This is a genomic window from Rhodanobacter sp. UC4452_H20 (assembly GCF_052978205.1).
Map to the genome: position 1 here is coordinate 62,759 of NZ_CM129662.1, position 17,958 is coordinate 80,716.

16 protein-coding genes are annotated in these 17,958 nt (G+C 68.4%); 10 read left to right on the forward strand and 6 right to left on the reverse strand.

The window, feature by feature from the left end:
* Positions 1-77 precede the first annotated feature (77 nt).
* From purL to ACVCMC_RS00265, 4 genes are all read left to right on the forward strand, one after another.
* Positions 78-3,944 carry a phosphoribosylformylglycinamidine synthase gene (purL, locus tag ACVCMC_RS00250; protein ID WP_447098268.1) on the forward strand — a complete coding sequence of 1,289 codons (3,867 nt, stop codon included), beginning with the start codon at positions 78-80 and terminating at the stop codon, positions 3,942-3,944.
* Between the two features lie 28 nt (positions 3,945-3,972).
* Positions 3,973-4,737: a hypothetical protein gene (locus tag ACVCMC_RS00255; protein WP_447098269.1), complete on the forward strand. Its 765-nt coding sequence runs from the start codon at positions 3,973-3,975 to the stop codon at positions 4,735-4,737.
* 153 nt (positions 4,738-4,890) lie between these two features.
* Complete coding sequence (locus tag ACVCMC_RS00260; RefSeq protein WP_447098270.1) at positions 4,891-5,775, forward strand: glycosyltransferase family 2 protein; 885 nt, start codon at positions 4,891-4,893, stop codon at positions 5,773-5,775.
* Between the two features lie 79 nt (positions 5,776-5,854).
* Positions 5,855-6,748 (forward strand): DMT family transporter, encoded by an 894-nt coding sequence (locus tag ACVCMC_RS00265; protein WP_395119941.1) that lies wholly within the window; start codon positions 5,855-5,857, stop codon positions 6,746-6,748.
* Here the strand turns inward: ACVCMC_RS00265 and ACVCMC_RS00270 are convergent.
* Positions 6,736-7,269, reverse strand: a complete 534-nt coding sequence (locus ACVCMC_RS00270; protein WP_447099533.1) for a DUF2127 domain-containing protein — start codon at positions 7,267-7,269, stop codon at positions 6,736-6,738. The two genes, ACVCMC_RS00265 and ACVCMC_RS00270, sit on opposite strands and share 13 nt — an antisense overlap.
* A 439-nt stretch (positions 7,270-7,708) precedes the next feature.
* Between ACVCMC_RS00270 and ACVCMC_RS00275 the strand changes: the two genes are divergently transcribed.
* Both ACVCMC_RS00275 and ACVCMC_RS00280 read left to right on the forward strand, forming a co-directional pair.
* The gene (locus tag ACVCMC_RS00275) at positions 7,709-8,977 is read left to right on the forward strand and encodes a hypothetical protein (protein WP_447098271.1); all 1,269 of its coding nucleotides are present in this window, start codon (positions 7,709-7,711) and stop codon (positions 8,975-8,977) included.
* A 324-nt stretch (positions 8,978-9,301) separates the two neighbouring features.
* A complete protein-coding gene (locus ACVCMC_RS00280) occupies positions 9,302-10,099 on the forward strand; it encodes a class I SAM-dependent methyltransferase (RefSeq protein ID WP_447098272.1) in 798 nt (265 codons plus the stop codon).
* A gap of 27 nt (positions 10,100-10,126) precedes the next feature.
* On the opposite strand, the gene ACVCMC_RS00285 is transcribed toward ACVCMC_RS00280, so the two are convergent.
* On the reverse strand, positions 10,127-10,321 hold the full coding sequence (locus ACVCMC_RS00285) for a YbdD/YjiX family protein (RefSeq protein ID WP_395119938.1): 195 nt from the start codon (positions 10,319-10,321) through the stop codon (positions 10,127-10,129).
* 1 nt (position 10,322) lies between these two features.
* Positions 10,323-12,395, reverse strand: coding sequence for a carbon starvation CstA family protein (locus ACVCMC_RS00290; RefSeq protein WP_447098273.1), 2,073 nt, complete (start codon positions 12,393-12,395; stop codon positions 10,323-10,325).
* A 170-nt stretch (positions 12,396-12,565) separates the two neighbouring features.
* Here ACVCMC_RS00290 and ACVCMC_RS00295 point away from each other — a divergent pair, with 170 nt between their 5' ends.
* From ACVCMC_RS00295 to ACVCMC_RS00305, 3 genes are all read left to right on the forward strand, one after another.
* Positions 12,566-13,348 (forward strand): DUF4197 domain-containing protein, encoded by a 783-nt coding sequence (locus ACVCMC_RS00295; RefSeq protein ID WP_447098274.1) that lies wholly within the window; start codon positions 12,566-12,568, stop codon positions 13,346-13,348.
* Between the two features lie 81 nt (positions 13,349-13,429).
* The gene (gene def / locus ACVCMC_RS00300) at positions 13,430-13,966 is read left to right on the forward strand and encodes a peptide deformylase (protein WP_395119935.1); all 537 of its coding nucleotides are present in this window, start codon (positions 13,430-13,432) and stop codon (positions 13,964-13,966) included.
* 138 nt (positions 13,967-14,104) lie between these two features.
* Positions 14,105-14,473 carry a hypothetical protein gene (locus ACVCMC_RS00305; protein ID WP_395119934.1) on the forward strand — a complete coding sequence of 123 codons (369 nt, stop codon included), beginning with the start codon at positions 14,105-14,107 and terminating at the stop codon, positions 14,471-14,473.
* A 28-nt stretch (positions 14,474-14,501) separates the two neighbouring features.
* On the opposite strand, the gene ACVCMC_RS00310 is transcribed toward ACVCMC_RS00305, so the two are convergent.
* Complete coding sequence (locus tag ACVCMC_RS00310; RefSeq protein ID WP_447098275.1) at positions 14,502-15,032, reverse strand: helix-turn-helix domain-containing protein; 531 nt, start codon at positions 15,030-15,032, stop codon at positions 14,502-14,504.
* On the opposite strand from ACVCMC_RS00310, the gene ACVCMC_RS00315 reads away from it, so the two are divergent.
* On the forward strand, positions 14,962-15,219 hold the full coding sequence (locus ACVCMC_RS00315; protein WP_395119932.1) for a hypothetical protein: 258 nt from the start codon (positions 14,962-14,964) through the stop codon (positions 15,217-15,219). The genes ACVCMC_RS00310 and ACVCMC_RS00315 overlap by 71 nt on opposite strands.
* 68 nt (positions 15,220-15,287) lie before the next feature.
* On the opposite strand, the gene pyrF is transcribed toward ACVCMC_RS00315, so the two are convergent.
* Complete coding sequence (gene pyrF, locus ACVCMC_RS00320) at positions 15,288-16,100, reverse strand: orotidine-5'-phosphate decarboxylase (RefSeq protein WP_447098276.1); 813 nt, start codon at positions 16,098-16,100, stop codon at positions 15,288-15,290.
* 107 nt (positions 16,101-16,207) lie between these two features.
* Entirely contained in the window at positions 16,208-17,875 is a 1,668-nt protein-coding gene (gene ettA / locus ACVCMC_RS00325; protein ID WP_447098277.1) for an energy-dependent translational throttle protein EttA, read from the reverse strand.
* Between the last annotated feature and the right edge of the window lie 83 nt (positions 17,876-17,958).

Below are 17,958 nucleotides of genomic sequence, written 5' to 3' on the forward strand. Positions count from 1 at the left end.
CCCGCCCGGGCGGCTTATGCCGTATTGCAGCATTGGGGTAGAATGGGCGTTTCCTCCGCACAGCGCCCCCTTCCCGCATGATCGCATTCGACGGGCAAAGCGCCCTCTCGCCGTTCCGCCTCGAACGACTCAATGCACGGCTCGACGCCGTGCACCGGGGCGTGCGCGTGCAATCCGCCTGGCATGTGTTCGTGCTCGACATGGACGCGGCGCCAGAGGGCACACTGCGCGAACGCCTGCTGGCCGTGCTGGAGGCGAAGGACGCCGCGCCGCAGCCGGCCACGTTGTGGGTGGTGCCGCGGCTGGGCACGATCTCGCCGTGGTCGAGCAAGGCCACCGACATCCTGCATGGCGCGGGTTTCGACGTGCGCCGCGTCGAGCGCGGGCTGGCGTGGCAGCTCAGCGGCCTGCCCGAACCCGGCGCGCCGGATCATGCGGCGATCATGGGTGTGCTGCATGACGCGATGACGCAATCGGTGCTGGCCCGCCTGGACGATGCGCAAGGCCTGTTCCTGGCCGGCACGCCCGGCGACCTGGTGCACGTGGCGCTGGGCGCCGATCCGCAGGCGGCGCTCGCCGCGGCGAACCGGCGCCTGGGCCTGGCGCTGGCCGAGGACGAGATCGAATACCTGGTCGAACGCTACGCCGAGCTGGGTCGCGATCCCACCGACGCCGAACTTTTCATGTTCGCCCAGGCCAACTCCGAGCATTGCCGGCACAAGGTGTTCAACGCCAACTGGACGGTGGACGGCGAGGAACAGGACAAGACCCTGTTCGGCATGATCAAGCACACCCACCAGCAGTCGCCCGCACATACCCTGTCTGCCTACAGCGACAACGCCGCGGTGATCGAGGGCAGCACGGGCAAGCGCTTCTTCGCCGACCCCGCCGACCGCGTGTGGCGCGGGCACGAGGAGCGCATCGACTACGCGATCAAGGTGGAGACGCACAACCATCCCACCGCGATCGCGCCCTGGCCCGGCGCGGCCACCGGCGCCGGCGGCGAGATCCGCGACGAGGGCGCCACCGGCCGCGGCGGCAAGCCCAAGGCCGGGCTCACCGGCTTCTCGGTGTCCGACCTGCGCATCCCGGGCGCGCCGCAGCCGTGGGAAGTGGACCGCCCGCTGCCGCCGCGCATGGCCAGCGCGTTCGAGATCATGCGCGACGGCCCGCTGGGCGCGGCCGCGTTCAACAACGAATTCGGCCGGCCCTGCCTGGGCGGCTATTTCCGCGCCTGGGAAAGCGAAGTGCCGGGCCAGGCCGGGGTGCGCCGCGGCTACGACAAGCCGATCATGCTCGCCGGCGGCCTGGCCAACCTGCGTCCCGACCATGTGCTGAAGCGCGCGGTGCAGCCCGGCCACGCGGTGATCGTGCTGGGCGGGCCGGCGATGCTGATCGGGCTGGGCGGCGGCGCCGCCTCGTCGGTGGCCGGCGGCGCGTCGAGCGCGGAGCTGGACTTCGCCTCGGTGCAGCGCGACAACGCCGAGATGGAGCGGCGCTGCCAGGAAGTGATCGACGCCTGCTGGGCGCGCGGCGAGCACAACCCGATCGTCAGCGTGCACGACGTCGGCGCCGGCGGCCTCTCCAACGCGATCCCCGAGCTGCTCAACGACGCCGGCGTCGGCGGCGTGATCGACCTGTCGAAAATCCCCTGCGACGATCCATCGCTGTCGCCGATGCAGGTGTGGAGCAACGAATCGCAGGAGCGTTACGTCCTCGCCATCGCGCAGGAGAACCTCGCCGAATTCGAGGCCATGTGCATCCGCGAACGCTGCCCGTACGCCGTGGTGGGCGAGGCCACGCGCGAGCGCCGCCTGCTGCTGACCGATCCGCGCCGCGAGCTGACCGTCATCGACCTGCCGATGGACGTGCTGTTCGGCAAGCCGCCACGCATGCATCGCGACGCCGTGCGGGTAACGCCGCGGGTGGACCTGCTGCCCGACCTCACCGGCATCGACCTGGACGAGGCGCTGCTGCGCGTGCTGCGCCTGCCCACCGTGGGCAGCAAGAGCTTCCTGATCACGATCGGCGACCGCACCGTCGGCGGGCTCAACCACCGCGACCCGATGGTCGGTCCGTGGCAGGTGCCGGTAGCCGATTGCGCGGTGACGCTCGCCGATTTCGACGGCTATGCCGGCGAGGCGATGGCGATGGCCGAGCGCGCGCCGGTGGCCGTGCTCGACAGCGCCGATGCGGCGCGCCTGGCGGTGGGCGAGGCGATCACCAACCTGGCTGCCGCACCGATTGCCAGCCTCGGCGAGGTGCGCCTGTCGGCCAACTGGATGGCCGCGGTGAATCATCCGGGCGAGGACGCCGCGTTGTTCGACGCGGTGAAGGCGGTGGGCATGGAACTGTGTCCGCAATTGCAGATCTCGATCCCGGTCGGCAAGGATTCGCTGTCGATGCAGGCGGTGTGGAAGGACGGCGCGCAGGAGCAGCGCACGGTGTCGCCGGTGTCGCTGGTGATCACCGGCTTCGCCCGCGTCGGCGACGCGCGCCGCACGCTGACGCCGCAACTCAAGCTCGACCGCGGCGCCACCGACCTGTGGCTGATCGATCTGGGTGCCGGGCGCGATCGCCTCGGTTGCTCGGCGCTGACCCAGGTGTTCAATCGCTCCGGCGGCATCCCGCCCAACCTGGACGATGCCAAGCGCCTCAAGGCGCTGTTCGAACTGGTTCAGCAGGCCAATGCGAATGGCCTGCTGCTGGCCTACCACGACCGCTCCGACGGCGGCGTGATCACCACCTTGCTGGAGATGGCCTTCGCCGGCCACTGCGGCCTGGAGCTGCATCTCGACGGCTGGGCCGAAGCCACCTTGCGCGCGCTGTTCAGCGAGGAACTGGGCGCCGTGGTGCAGGTGGCCGAGGCCAACCGCGAGGCATTCGAGTCGCTGCTGGTGAAGTTCGGCCTGGCCGGCATCAGCCATCGCGTCGGCCGGCCGAAGGAGAAGCTCGGCATCAAGCTGTTCCTCGGCGACGAAGTCTTCGTCAAGTGGAACTGGAGCAAGTTGTACAAGGCGTGGAACGAAACCAGCCACGCCATGCAGCGCCTGCGCGACAACCCGCAGAGCGCCGATGCCGAGCTGGAGTGGCGGATGGATGACGCCGATCCCGGCATCAGCCCCAGGCTGGCGTTCGACCCGGCCGAGGACGTGGCCGCCGCGTTCATCGCCAAGGGCCCGCGGCCGCGCGTGGCGATCCTGCGCGAGCAGGGCGTCAACGGCCAGGTCGAGATGGCCGCCGCGTTCACGCGTGCCGGTTTCGAGGCGGTCGACGTGCACATGTCCGATCTCGCCAGCGGCCGAGTGAAGCTGGCCGACTTCCGCGGCTTCGCCGCCTGCGGCGGATTCTCCTACGGCGACGTGCTCGGCGCCGGTCGCGGCTGGGCCACGTCGATCCTCTACAACGACATGCTGCGTGCGCAGTTCGAGGCGTTCTTCGCCGACGAGACGAAGTTCGCGCTGGGCGTGTGCAACGGTTGCCAGATGCTGTCGCAACTGAAGGAGATCATCCCCGGCGCGCAGCACTGGCCGAAGTTCCTGCGCAATGCGTCGGAGCAGTACGAGTCGCGCGTGGCCACGCTGGAGGTGCTCGATTCGCCCAGCATCTTCTTCCAGGGCATGGCCGGCTCGCGCATCCCGGTGGCGGTGGCGCACGGCGAGGGGCGGGTGAGTTTTCCGCAGGCGTGCAGCCCGTCGAAATCGCATGGCGCGGTGCGCTTCGTCGACAACCGCGGCAAGCCGACCGAGAACTTCCCGCTCAACACCAACGGTTCGCCCGGCGGCCTGGCGGGCTTCACCGCCGCCGCCGGCCGCGTGACGATCATGATGCCGCACCCGGAGCGGGTGTTCCGCAGCGTGCAGATGAGCTGGCACCCGGAGTCGTGGGGCGAGGATTCGCCGTGGATGCGGATGTTCCGCAACGCACGCGTGTGGTGCGGCTGATCGACGGCATGTGGCGCTGGCGTCAGCGATGACTCGGCGTCGCCCCGCGTGGATGTTCGCCGGCTGCACCGCGCTGTGGGTGGTGCTGCTGGCGTTGCTGCCGTGGTGGTTGGGGTTGCCGATCCTGCTGGCGCTCGCCGCGGCGGTCTTGCTGCTGCAGCATCGGCTGGCAACTGCGCATGCCGCGCTGATCCGGAGCGCCTTGCGCTGGGGCCTGCCGGGCTGGTTGTTTGCCCTGCAGCGCATCCTGGGTGGCGATGCCTTCGCCTGGGGCGCGGCCCTGCTCGGCGCGCTGGTCGGTTACACCTTGCTGGCCGGGCTGGAAGCCTGGCTTGATCGGGACTTGCGCCGTGCGCCCGCCGGGCCGCCCGCCGCGGAATGGCCCGAACTCGCCCACGCACCGATCGGACCGCCGGCCGAGATCATCGAGCTGTCGCCGCCGCAATGGCATGAAGCGCGTGGCGAGCTGCCCGACCCCCTCGGCGGGGCGGTGCATGGCGAGCCCGGCGGCTGTCGTTTCGACGATGGCACCCGCGTCGAAATGCGGGACGGCGTCACCCGCATCGCCTTCAGTCCCGCCGGTCGCTGGTTTGTCGCCTGCAGCGGCAAGCGCGGCGTGCTGCTGTGGGATCGCCAGCGCGATCGACGGCACCGCCTGCGCGGCTGGCAACTGTGCGGTTGGCACCGCGAGCAACCCTGGCTCAGCCGCCGCGAAGGCACCATGCCGCTGGCGCTGGCCGCCGTGCTGGGCCACGACGCCGACGAACCACCAGACCCTCCCCACACCCCGTAGGAGCCCGCTCGCGGGCGATGCTTTCCCTTTTGCTTCTGCGATTCCCCATTCCCCATTCCCGGCCCAAGGGCATCGCCCGCAAGCGGGCTCCTGCGCGCGGGGAACCGGAGGTTCACGTGCTGCGCGTCTCCGCGCATACTTCGCGCGGTGAACATGCCTGCCATTCCTCCGTCCTCGTCCTCGCCGGCGCTCAGCGTGATCGTGGTGGCGGCCGACAGCGGCCCGGATCTGCGCGATTGCGTGCGCCAGGTGCTTGCCTGCCGGCTGCCGCTGGAACTGATCCTGGTCGACAACGCTTCGCACGATGGCGTGCCGCCGGCGATCGCGCGGGCGTACGAGCACGACGAGCGGCTCAAGCTGATCTACAGCCATCGCAACATCGGCTTCGGCCCGGCGGTGAACCTGGGCGCGAAGCAGGCCGGCGGCCGCGCGCTGCTGATCCTCAACCCCGATTGCCTGATCGGCGAGGACGACCTCAGGCGGTTGCTGGCGGTGCAGGCCGCGCATCCGAAGGCCGGCCTGATCGGCGCGGTGGTGTGCGACGCGGAGGGTCGGCCCGACCCGGCTTCGCGGCGGCGCGATCCGCTGTTGCGCCGGTCGCTCAACACGCTGCTCGGCCGGCCCGGCGAGACGGTGGAAGTCGGCGGCGAGATTCCCGCCGAGCTGATCGAATGCGAGGTGGTTTCCGGCGCGCTGATGCTGCTGACTCGCGAGATGTTCGAGCGCCTCGGCGGCTTCGACGAGAAATACTTCCTGCATTGCGAAGATCTGGATCTGTGCCGCCGCGTGCGCGACATCGGCTACCGGGTGCTGCTTGCCGGCGACGTGCGCGTGGCCCATGGCAAGGGCAGCTCCAGCCGTCATCGCCCGGTGTTCGTCAGCCGGCACAAGCACCGCGGCATGTGGCGCTGGTTCCGCCAGCATGATCCGGCCGCGCGCAACCCGTTCGTGTCGGCGGTGGTGTGGCTGGGCATCTGGACGCACTTCGTGCTGCAGGTCCCCGGCCAATGGTGGCGGCTGAAAACGAGAAGCAAGTGAGGAAAGCCAGAGGCAACATCGCCTCGTCGCGCCGCTGTCGTTCTCTCACTCCTCACTCCTCTCCACGCACTCCTCGCCGATGACCCCACGCACCCTGACCATCCTCGCCACTCTCGGCCTGATCGCGATGACGGCGGTGTGGGGCTCGACCTTCGTGCTGATCAAGGACGTGCTCGGGCGCATGCCGGTGGCCGATTTCCTGGCCGTGCGTTTCGTCATGGCGGCGCTGGCGATGGTGCTCCTGTTCGGGCGGCAGGCGTGGCGGCTCGGCGCTTTGCAGATCCGGCGCGGCCTGCTGCTCGGCGTGATCTACGGTGTCGGGCAGCTGGTGCAGACCTGGGGACTGGCGCTGATCTCGCCCAGCGTCAGCGGCTTCGCCACCGGCATGTACGTGGTGTTCACCCCGATCCTTGCACTGCTGGTGCTGCGCCAGCGCGTCGCGGCCAGCGTGTGGCTGGCCATCGCCGTGGCCACCGCGGGCCTGGCCTTGCTCACGCTCGACGGCTTCGAGATCAACCTGGGCGTGTGGCTGACCCTGGCGTCGGCGGCGTGCTACGCGCTGCACATCGTGCTGCTTGGGCAGTGGTCCCGCCGCGGCGAGGCGTTCGGCCTGTCGGCCGTGCAGATGGTGGCGATCGCCGGGGTCTGCTCGCTGGCCACCTTGCCGCACGGTCCGATGTTGCCGCCGGACCCCGGCGCCTGGTTCGTCGTGCTGTACATGGCGCTGATCGCCGGCGCCGGCGCGATGGTGATGCAGACCTGGGCGCAATCGCATCTGCCGGCGGCACGTGCCGCCATCGTGATGACCACCGAGCCGGTGTTCGCCGCCGCCTTCGCCGTACTGCTCGGCGTCGATGCGCTGACCTGGCGCATGCTTGCCGGCGGCGGCCTGGTGCTGGCAGCGATGTACCTGGTGGAGCTGATGCCGCGGCGCGACGAGCTGCCGGCCGAGGCGGTGCATCACGAGGTGTGAGGGCGTTCCCCTGCGGGCGGGGCGACACCCGGCTGCAGCGCGATGCGTACCAGGTAGACGATGATCGCCACGTTGCCGACCAGGGTGGCCAGCTTGATCCAGCCGAAGTGGTACAGCGTCTCGTACAGTTCCAGCGGGATCAGCGAACCGGTGGCGATCACGGTGAACCACTCGGCCCAGTGCTTGCCCAGCCACAGGCCCACGCCCTCGATGCCGAACAGCACCGCGTAGCCGAGCGCCACCAGCCCCACCGCCTCGAACTTGCCGGGGCCGAGCTGGTGCAGCAGTTCCACCAGTTTCCAGCGCAGGCCGTTGCTGTCGGCCAGCGACAGGTGCTCCAGCCAGTGCACCAGTTGCTCGAAGTTCTGCTGCCGATAGAAGTGGAACGCCGCCAGCGCCACCAGCAGCAGGCACGCGGTCTTGATGATCTCGTAGATCGCGATGACGCGCAGGCCGGCGTGGTGCTGGCCGCGTGCGGTCGCCGCGGGGGTGGCTGCGTCGACGGATTCGGAGTTGGGCATGGGCGGGGAAGACATGGGCAGCAGACATTCTCGCCGATCAGGCGTGGGGCCGCCTGTGCGTGATGGCACGAGTTCGCGGAAATGGAGCTGTGTGCGATCTTGACAGCCGACGAGGATCATCCAACCCTGTAGCACTTGCTCACCCCCGGTGGGGCGGTCGCTTGCCGAGGTCACGTGGCGCCTCGGGTCGGCCTGTCTTTTTTCCGGTCGAGCTTGGGATGTGTTGCATTGAGCGGGCGGATGTCGGTGCTGGTCGTGATTGGCTACGGTCGTCGCTGGCTGCCGCTTCGGGGGAAGCATGGCGGCGCCGACTCAGCCCGGCACGAACGGACAAGCGCCCGGCAACCCCGGACCGGAGCCGCTCTGACTCGAGCAGTCCATGCGAGTTCCGGAGCATGCTTGCCGGCACCTGTTGGAACGACAAAAGGGAGACAAACGGATGTTCGACCATCTCGCTATCGACGTGGACTACCTGGCCGACTGGAGCACCGGACGCCGACAACAGCACAGCCTGTACATTCCCGGCTCGACGCTGCTGGAGTGGGTGGATGCCGCTGCCCGTGCCGTGCAGGCCGGTGCCAGCGCGCCTCCGGGGAGCGGCTCCCAGGCTGATCCCTACGTCCTTGGCGGGTACGGCAGTTACGCCGGCGCTTGGCAGGCCGCGGCAAGCCGTCGGTCGCAGGACCTGTACTTTTCCATCGCCGGTCGCCTGATCCACAAGATCAAGGACGGACGCAGTGGCGGCTTCGCCGATGGGTGTTACATGTGTGACGTCGGCTATTCGGGCACCGACGCCCGCGCCGGCACCATCTGGAATCGGGCCGATGGTGCGAGCTATCGCGAGTTCGGCAAGTTCATGCACGAAGGCAATACGGTCTCCGGCATGGAAGGTGTCGTCTGGTCGCAGCGTATCGCGGCGTCCTTGCGCGGCGTGCTCAAGGGAACCGCCCCCAGAACCGGCGGCGGACTCCAGGCGAAGGGTACGCGCTGGACAGTCGACATGAACCCCGACGAGTCGAAACGCAAGGCTCCGCAGAAGGCCTCGGCCCCGCAGACGGCTGGTGCAACTGACACCATCTCGGCCTTGCCGCTGCTGTCTGCCGTCATGTTCATAGCCGAGCCGATGCGCAATGCCCGTGCCTGGATGATGGGACTGATGATGCTCGACCTGATGGGGACGGAGTACCAGGCACCGACTCCAACGGCACATGGCAAGCACTTCACTTTCCAGCGTGCGTTCGTCCATCCGTCCCGTCTGGGCGACCCTGCCTGGAGTGGGGAGACCAACACGGCCAACGACACCGCACCCGCAGCCTGGGTCAACCGGCAAGCCGGGCGCGACCAACGAACTGCGAGGAGCATGGCGCGCCCGGGGAGCGCCGCGGTCGAGGGGCTGTATCCGCCGTCGCCGAAATGGTCGGGGCGATCATCGGCGCGTATTGACGTCGCCAATGACTATATCCAGGCCAAGGAAACGGCGATCGTGTGCCGCTGGCTTGAGCAGGAGTTCAACGCGTATGTCGGAAGCGTCGTGGTGGCGAAAGCGCTGGCCGGCGGGCCCGGCACCCGTAGAAACGCCATGACCGCCTCCTTCGGCAGCGAGAGTGCCATGCGCGGGTTTGCGGATGACCTGGAGCGGGTCATCAAGACGGAGTTGATCCAGCGCAGGGCGGCATCGTTCGATACGCCCGGAGTCCTGTTCCGCTGACGCGAGTCGGAATAGGTGCCGGGTCTGCCGGGGTTTCCGATACAAGGGACCCGACTGGGTTCTTCCTCCAGCAACAGCGCCCGCCGTCGCCCTTGCAGCGCGCTTCCTTGCGCTCGCAGAAGAACTCGCCGTGGCCAGGCGGAGATCGGGTGGCAGCGGGGGGGGGGGGGGAGCGGCCGGAATTGTCGCCGGTCCGGCGCGTGCCGGCGGCATGCCTCGCACGCTTCGCAGTGCCACACTGCGCGGACCGGGTGGCGCACCGGGTTCGTTCGTGGAGGATGCGCGCGTGCCCCACTCTTCGTTTACCCGTTCCGGAGGCCAGCCATGCCCCATCCCGTCGAGCATTCCACCGCCGTGGACGAGCCCGCGCCGCATGGCCCGTCGGCGGTCGGCCTGCGCGACGCGAAACTCGGCGGCTGGTATCGCGAGGACAGCGGCGAGCTGTTCCGCGGCGTGCCGATCGGCGCCGGTGACGTGGTGGTGGACGTTGGCTGCGGCGCCGGCGTCAACAGCGTGTTCTGCGCGCGCCACGGTGCCCGCGTCTACGCCGTCGACCGCGAGCCGCAGGTGATCCGCGAGGTGCGCGCCCGGCTGAGCGTCGAGGGCCGCGGCACGCAGACCGCGCTGGTCAGCGACGCGAACCCGCTGCCGCTGGACGACGGCATCGCCACGCGGGTGATCTGCACCGAGGTGTTGCAGCACGTCGACGACCCGCGTCAGGTGCTGGCCGAGCTGTTCCGTGTCGGCGCATCCGGCGCCATCTACCTGCTCAGCGTGCCCGGCGCGCTGCAGGAGACGCTGCAGGAAAAGGTGTTGCCGCCGGAGTCCCGCGAGCTGCCCGGTGGCGCACTGCGGGTGATCGGACGCGACGAGTTCGCGCAATGGATCGGCGAGGCTGGCCTGGTGGTGGTGGAGCACACCCAGCACGGCTTTTTCTGGTCGATCTGGTGGGCGCTGTTCTGGGGTTGCCGGGTGGAGCTGCATGACCCCGCGCATCCGGTACTCGATCACTGGACCGCGGCCTGGCAGGCGCTGCTGGACATGCCGCAGGGCGCGCAGCTCAAGCAGCAGCTGGACGAGTTCATGCCGATCAGCCAGATCGTCGTGGCGCGCAAACCCTGAAGCCGGCACGCCGTGCCGCGCGGACGCTCAGCAACAGCGCCCGCCGCCACCCTTGTAGCGCGCTTCCTGGCGCTCGCGGAAGAACTCGCCGTAGCTCGGCACCTTGCGCTCGGGATGGTGTTCGCGCAGGTGCTTGACGTAGCCGTCGTAGTCGGGGATGCCGCAGCACAGGCGGGCGGTTTGCACCGCCCACTTGCGCACGGACCGGAACGTCGCGTTCATCTCAGCCGGCCACGCTGCTCAGCGCCACGTAGGGTTCCTCGTGCGCGGTCGGGTGGTTGGTACGCCAGGCCTTGACCAGCGAGCGCAGGGAGAACAGCACCATCACCACGACCAGCGCCATGAACAGGCCGGTGAGCACCATGTCGACGTAGTTGTTGGTGACGATCTGCTGCATGGCGGCGGTGGTCTTGGCCGGCGCCAGCAACTGGCCCTGCTGCATGGCGTCGGCGTACTTGTTGGCCGCCGCGGTGAAGCTGATCGGGCCGACCAGTTTCTGGTAGCCGGCGGTGAGCGTGCAGATGATCAGCCACAGCGCGGGGATGCCGGGCACCCACACGTAGCGCTCGCGCTTGAGTTTCACCACCACCACGGTGGCCAGCATCAGCGCGATCGCGGCGAGCATCTGGTTGGCGATGCCGAACAGCGGCCACAAGGTGTTGATGCCGCCCAGCGGGTCGACCGCACCCTGGTACAGGAAGTAGCCCCAGATGAGCACGCAGATCGCGGTGGCCAGCAGGTTGCCGGCCCATGAATCGGTTTCCTGCAGCGGCTTGTGGATCAGGCCGGCGATCTCCTGGATCATGAAGCGGCCCACGCGCGTGCCGGCGTCCACCGTGGTGAGGATGAACAGCGCCTCGAACAGGATCGCGTAGTGGTACCAGAACGCCATCAGGCCGCCGGAGGGCATGATGTTGTGCAGCAGCTGCGCCATGCCCACCGCCAGCGTGGGGGCGCCGCCGGCGCGGCTGAGGATGCTGTTTTCGCCGATGTCTTTCGCGGTCTGCAGCAACTGCTCCGGCGTCACCACGAAGCCCCACTGGCTGATCGTGGTGGCCGCGTCCTGCACCGTGCTGCCGATGATCGCGCTCGGCGAGTTCATCGCGAAGTACACGCCCGGGTGCAGGTAGGTGGCGGCAATCAGCGCCATGATCGCCACGAACGCCTCCATCAGCATGCCGCCGTAGCCGACCATGCGCGCCTGGCCCTCGTTGGCGAGCAGCTTGGGCGTGGTGCCCGAGGCGATGATCGAGTGCCAGCCCGACACCGCACCGCAGGCGATGGTGATGAACAGGAACGGGAACAGGTCGCCGGCGAACACCGGGCCGGTGCCGTCGATGAAACGCGTCACCGCCGGCATCTGCAGGTCCGGTGCGGTGATCAGGATGGCCAGCGCCAGCAGCGCGATGGTGCCGATCTTGAGGAAGGTGGAAAGGTAATCGCGCGGTGCCAGCAGCAGCCACACCGGCAGCACCGAGGCGACGAAGCCGTAGCCGATCAGCCACCAGGCCAGCGCCTTGGCATCCATGTCGAACAGCGGTGCCAGCGTGGCCGAGTCCGCCACGAACTTGCCGGCCCAGATCGAGAGCAGCAGCAGGATCAGGCCGATGATCGACACTTCGAGAATGCGTCCCGGCCGGAACCAGCGCATGTAGCCGCCCATCAGGAAGGCGATCGGGATGGTGCAGGCCACGGTGAAGGTGCCCCACGGGCTGTGCGTGAGCGCCTTGACCACCACCAGCGCCAGCACCGCCAGCACGATCATCATCAGCACCAGCACGCCGATCATCGCCACCAGGCCGGGCAACGGGCCGAGTTCCTCGCGCAGCATGTGGCCGAGCGAGCGGGCGTCGCGGCGCAGCGAGAGGCCGAGGATCATGAAGTCCTGCACCGCGCCGGCGAACACCACGCCGAACAGGATCCACAAGGTGCCGGGCAGATAGCCCATCTGCGCGGCCAGCACCGGGCCGACCAGCGGGCCGGCGCCGGCGATCGCGGCGAAGTGATGGCCGAACACCACCCACTTGTCGGTGGGCACGTAGTCGAGCCCGTCATTGCGCAGTACCGAGGGTGGCGCGCGCGTCGGGTCCAGCCGCAGCACCGAGTGCTCGACGAACTTGCCGTAGAAGCGAAAGCCGATCGAGAACACCGCGATGGCCGCGGCCACCAGCCAGATCGCGTTGACCGGTTCGCCGCGCCTGAGCGCCACCACGCCGAGGCAGGTTGCACCGATGATGGCGACGGCGGCCCATACCAGCTTGCTGGCGACACCGGATCTGCGCACGGCGACTTGCATGGCGGTTCTCCTCGGCAATGCCGCAAGAATCGTCCTGCCGGCGGCGGGGGTCAATCCCGGAAGCCGCGCGCCGGCATTAGCCATTGGTCGAATGGCAGGCGCGCCCGGCTTCGTTGCGGGAGGCATGGCGGCGCTACACTGGCCGCCCTGTCGATTGCGAGGAGTTCGTCATGCGCGTCCTGGCACATTGCAGTTTCCTGGCCGTATTCCTCCTCGCCACGGGCACCCCCGCAGCCAACGCCAGCCAGTTCAAGGACCTGTTGAACAAGGCCAGGCAATCCACCCACGCCACGCCGGCGAAGGGCAGCAACCTGCCGAGCAGCGACATCGCCGCCGGCCTCAAGGAGGCGCTGGCCAAGGGCACCACCAGCGCGATCAACAACCTCGGCCGCGACGGCGGTTTCTGGAACAACGCCAAGGTGCGCATCCCGCTCCCGGGCAAGCTGGAACAGGCCGGCAAGCTGGCGCGCCAGCTCGGCCAGGGCGCCAAGGTGGACGCGTTCGAGCTGAGCATGAACCGTGCGGCGGAAAAGGCGGTGCCGCAGGTGGCCGAGATCTTCGGCGACGCCATCCGCAAGATGACGCTCGACGACGCGCGCGGCATCCTCACTGGCGGCGACCACGCAGCCACCGACTACTTCCGCCGCGTCGCCGGCGAGGCGCTGACGGCGCGCATCCATCCGATCGTCGCCAAGGCCACCGACAGCGTCGGCGTCACCCAGAAATACAAGGCGTTCATGTCCGGCAGCAGCAGCGGTGCGCTGGGCGGCCTGCTGGGTGCGCTCGACCATGACAAGTCGACGCACGGCGGCACGGCGCTGGACCTGGACGATTACGTCACCGCGAAGACCCTCGACGGCCTGTTCACCGAGATCGGCGCGCAGGAGCAATCCATCCGGACCAACCCCGGCGCGCGCACCACTGACCTGCTGAAGAAAGTGTTCGGCCGCTGACGGCAGCCGCGACCGCGGCAACACATGCCGCGTTCACGTGGACGCGGGCAGGATGGTCGGCATGGCGAAAGCGAGGCAGGCATGATCCACGAGATCCTCAAGATGGGTGACCCCCGGCTGCTGCGCATCGCGCCGCCGGTGCCCCCGGCGATGCTCGGCAGCGCGGAGCTCGACATGCTGATCAAGGACATGTTCGAGACCATGCGCGCTGCCGACGGCGTGGGCCTGGCCGCGCCGCAGATCGGCGTGGACCTGCAGCTGGTGATCTTCGGCTTCGAGCATTCCGAGCGCTATCCCGACGCCCCCGAGGTGCCGCAGACGATCCTGCTCAATCCGGTGATCACCCCGCTGTCGCAGGACATGGAGGTGGGCTGGGAGGGCTGCCTGTCCGTGCCCGGGCTGAACGGCGCGGTGAGCCGTTTTTCGCTGATCCGCTACCAGGGCCTCGACCCGCGCGGCCAGCGCATCGAACGCACCGCCGAGGGTTTCCACGCGCGCGTGGTGCAGCACGAATGCGACCACCTGATCGGTCGCCTCTACCCCTCGCGCATCACCGATTTCAGCAAATTCGGCTACACCGACGTGCTGTTTCCGGGTCAGCCGCCAGCAGATGCCTGAACGCGCCGCTCAAGTGGCGGGCGGGCCTGCCGTTACCGAGGCCATGAGCCCACGCTTTGGCCATCTGCATGGCGGAACCGACCGGCCGGGAAGCCTCGCCTTCCCGGTGGCTGCCCACGCGTGCGAGGAGCCATGCTCATGAACCATCACGCCAAGCCCCCATCGGGCAACAACGTCGATTGGAGCCACCCGGAGCTGCAATCGCTGCTGGGCAAGACCGAAGGCTGGAGCCTCGACAACCGCGGTGTGTTCTCGCCGGTACCGTGCGAACTGCACATCGGCTGGGGCGCGGGCGCGGTGCGCGGCGCCACCCTGGTGTTCGAGCGCGAGGGCGTGATGGTGATCGAGGCGAACTTCCTCATCCAGGCCGGCGAGAAGCTGCGCATCGACCGCATCGTGCTGGGTTCGCTGCGCTCAAACTGGGGCACCGTGGTGGAAGGTCGCGAAGGTCACCGTGCGGAGGATCGTGCCAACGGCACCCGCGTGTACTGGGTCCACGTGCGCTGAAGCCGCGCGGGGCGGTGCCCGTGACCGCTCAGCCGCGGCGTGTCTGCGCGAAGCGCGACCGATAAGCCGCCGGGCTGATCGCCAGCTTGCGCCGGAAATGATGGCGCAGCGTGATCGCGCTGCCGAAGCCGCACTGCCCGGCAATCGCGTCGATGGAGAGCGTCGAGCTTTCCAGCAATTCCCGCGCACGATCCACTCGCGCGCCGATCAGCCAATGCACCGGACTGGTGCCGGTGGCCTGCCTGAAGTGGCGCATGAAGCTGCGTTCGCTCATGGCCGCCAGTGCGGCCAGCTCGGCAATCGGTTGCGGGAGCGCCCATGGCACATGCGCCGGTCCGACCGGCGCGCGCCCACGCCGCGCCGGATATGGCAGCGCCTGTCGACGCCGGTTCCCGTCGGTTCGGTTCGCTGGCGGGGCGGCCAACAATCCCTGAATGCCCGGCGGCGTAAAGTGTCCGGAAGACGGCTGTCCGTCCGGGAGAGCTTCGGTGAAGAAAGAAGACGACACACACCTGCAGATCGTGTCTGCGGACATCAGTTCGGAGCCGCTGACCGGCATGGTGATTTTCCGGCCGCATTGTGTGTCGCGCGCGGGACGCAACGTGGGCGAGGCCAGCACCGGCGGCAGCTGGTACGCCCTGCGTCCGGCCGAGGTGCGCAGCTTTGCGCGGGCGTTGCTGGATGCGGCCGATACGCTCGACCTGAAGGCGAAGGCGCTGCAGGCGGCGAAGATGGCGACCGGCTGACCGGCGTCCCGGCGCTTTTCTTCGCTGGTTGCCGGTCGCTTCGCGTCCTGATGCGAGAGTGACGCCGCTCAGCGGCAGCGGTTGATCGCCCCGCGCAGCTCGCTGGCGGCGGCGCGCGCGGCGGCGGCGAAGTCCTCGCCGGAGCCGGCGTAGATGATGCCGCGCGAGGAGTTGATCATCAGGCCGAGGCCCTCGCGGGTGCGGCCCGCGTGCATCACCGCCTCGATGTCGCCGCCCTGCGCGCCGATACCCGGCACCAGCAATGGCATGTCGCCGATCAGTGCACGTACCTGGCGGATTTCCTCGGGCCAGGTGGCACCGGTCACCAGCGCGCAGTTGCCGTGCGCATTCCAGTCGCGGGCGATGGTTTCGGCTACGCGCAGGTAGAGCGGTTGCCCGCCGCAATCCAGTGCCTGGAAATCCGCACCGCCGGGGTTGGAGGTGCGGCAGAGCAGGATCACGCCCTTGTCGGCACGATCGAGGAACGGCTGGATCGAATCGCGGCCCAGATAGGGGTTCAAGGTCACCGCGTCGGCGCGATAGCGCTCGAATGCTTCGGTGGCGTAGTGCTGCGCGGTGGAACCGATGTCGCCGCGCTTGGCGTCGAGGATCACCGGCACGCCGGGATGCTGCGCATGAATGTGCGCGATCAGCCGCTCCAGCGTTTCCTCCGCACGCAGCGCGGCGAAATGCGCGATCTGCGGCTTGAACGCGCAGATCAGGTCGGCGGTGGCGTCGACGATGGCGCGGCAGAAATCGAACACCGCGTCGGGCGTGTCACGCAGATGCGCGGGGAATTTCGTCGGTTCCGGATCGAGGCCGACGCAGACCAGCGAGTCGTTGCGGGTCCAGGCTTGCTGCAGTGACTGCATGAAGTGCATCGGGATCTCCGTTCGAGAAACGAGTGAAGAAGAGTGAGAAACGAGAGAAGGCGGGTTCGTCGACGCTTTATCTCTCTTTTCTCACTCCTCTCCACTCACTCCTGCTCTCAGGCCAGCTTCTTGTACTTCACCCGGTGCGGCCGCGCGCCTTCCTCGCCGAGGCGGCGCTTCTTGTCGGCCTCGTACTCGTTGTAGTTGCCGGGGAAGAACTCGACGTGCGAGTCGCCCTCGAACGCGATGATGTGGGTGGCGATGCGGTCGAGGAACCAGCGGTCATGCGAGATCACGATCGCCGAGCCGGGGAATTCCAGCAGGGCATCTTCCAGCGCGCGCAGGGTTTCCACGTCCAGGTCGTTGGACGGCTCGTCGAGCAGCAGCACGTTGCCGCCCTGCAGCAGGGTCTTGGCCATGTGCAGGCGGCCGCGCTCGCCGCCGGACAGGCTGCCGACGATCTTCTGCTGGTCAGTGCCCTTGAAGTTGAAGCGGCCGATGTAGGCGCGCGACTGGATCTCGAAGTTGCCGATGGTGAGGATGTCCGAGCCGCCGGACACCTCCTGCCACACGTTGTTCTTCGGGTCGAGCGCGTCGCGCGACTGGTCGACGTAGGCGAGCTTGGTGGTGTGGCCCAGCTTCACCTCGCCCGAGTCCGGCGTCTCCTTGCCCATGATCATCTTCATCATGGTGGACTTGCCGGCGCCGTTCGGGCCGATCACGCCGATGATCGCGCCCGGCGGCACCTTGAACGACAGGTCCTCGATCAGCACGCGGTCGCCGAACGACTTGGTGACGTTCTTGAACTCGATCACCTCCTGGCCCAGCCGCTCGCCCGGCGGGATGAAGATCTCATTGGTCTCGTTGCGGCGCTGGTAGTCGACCGAGTTAAGTTCCTCGAAGCGGGCCAAGCGGGCCTTGCCCTTGGACTGGCGGCCCTTGGCGGCCGAGCGCACCCACTCCAGCTCCTTGGCGATCGCCTTCTGGCGCGACTTCTCCTGGTTGGCTTCCTGCTTCAGGCGCTGGTCCTTCTGCTCCAGCCACTCGGTGTAGTTGCCCTTCCACGGGATGCCGCGGCCGCGGTCGAGTTCGAGGATCCACTCGGCGGCGTTGTCGAGGAAGTAGCGGTCATGGGTGACTGCCACCACGGTGCCGGGATAGTCGTGCAGGAATTTTTCCAGCCAGTCCACCGATTCGGCGTCCAGGTGGTTGGTCGGCTCGTCCAGCAGCAGCATGTCCGGCTTGGACAGCAGCAGGCGGCACAGCGCCACGCGGCGCTTCTCGCCGCCGGAGAGCGGGCCGATCTTCGCATCCCACGGCGGCAGTCGCAGCGCGTCGGCGGCCACCTCGAGCTGGCGCTCCAGCGCGTGGGCATCGTTGGCGGCCAGCAGGTTTTCCAGCTTCTCCTGCTCCTTGGCCAGCGCGTCGAAATCGGCACCGTCTTCGGCATAGGCGGCGTAGACCTCTTCGAGCCGTTTCTGCGCATCGAGGATTTCGGCCACGCCTTCCTCGACCACTTCGCGCACGGTCTTGTCCGGGTTCAGATCCGGCTCCTGCGCCAGATAGCCGACCTTGGTGCCGGGCTGCGCGCGCGCCTCGCCCTGGAAGTCGGTGTCCACGCCGGCCATGATGCGCAGCACGGTGGACTTGCCCGCGCCGTTGACGCCGAGCAGGCCGATCTTCGCGCCGGGGAAGAAGCTGAGCGAAATGTCCTTGATGATCTGGCGCTTCGGCGGGACGATCTTGCTGACCCCGTTCATGGTGTAGATGTACTGCGAGCTCATGCAACCTCCGAAGGCGAGCGCCCCGCCGCCGGGAGCACCGGCACGGGGAGGGAATTCGACAAACCACGCATTATAGCGGCTTG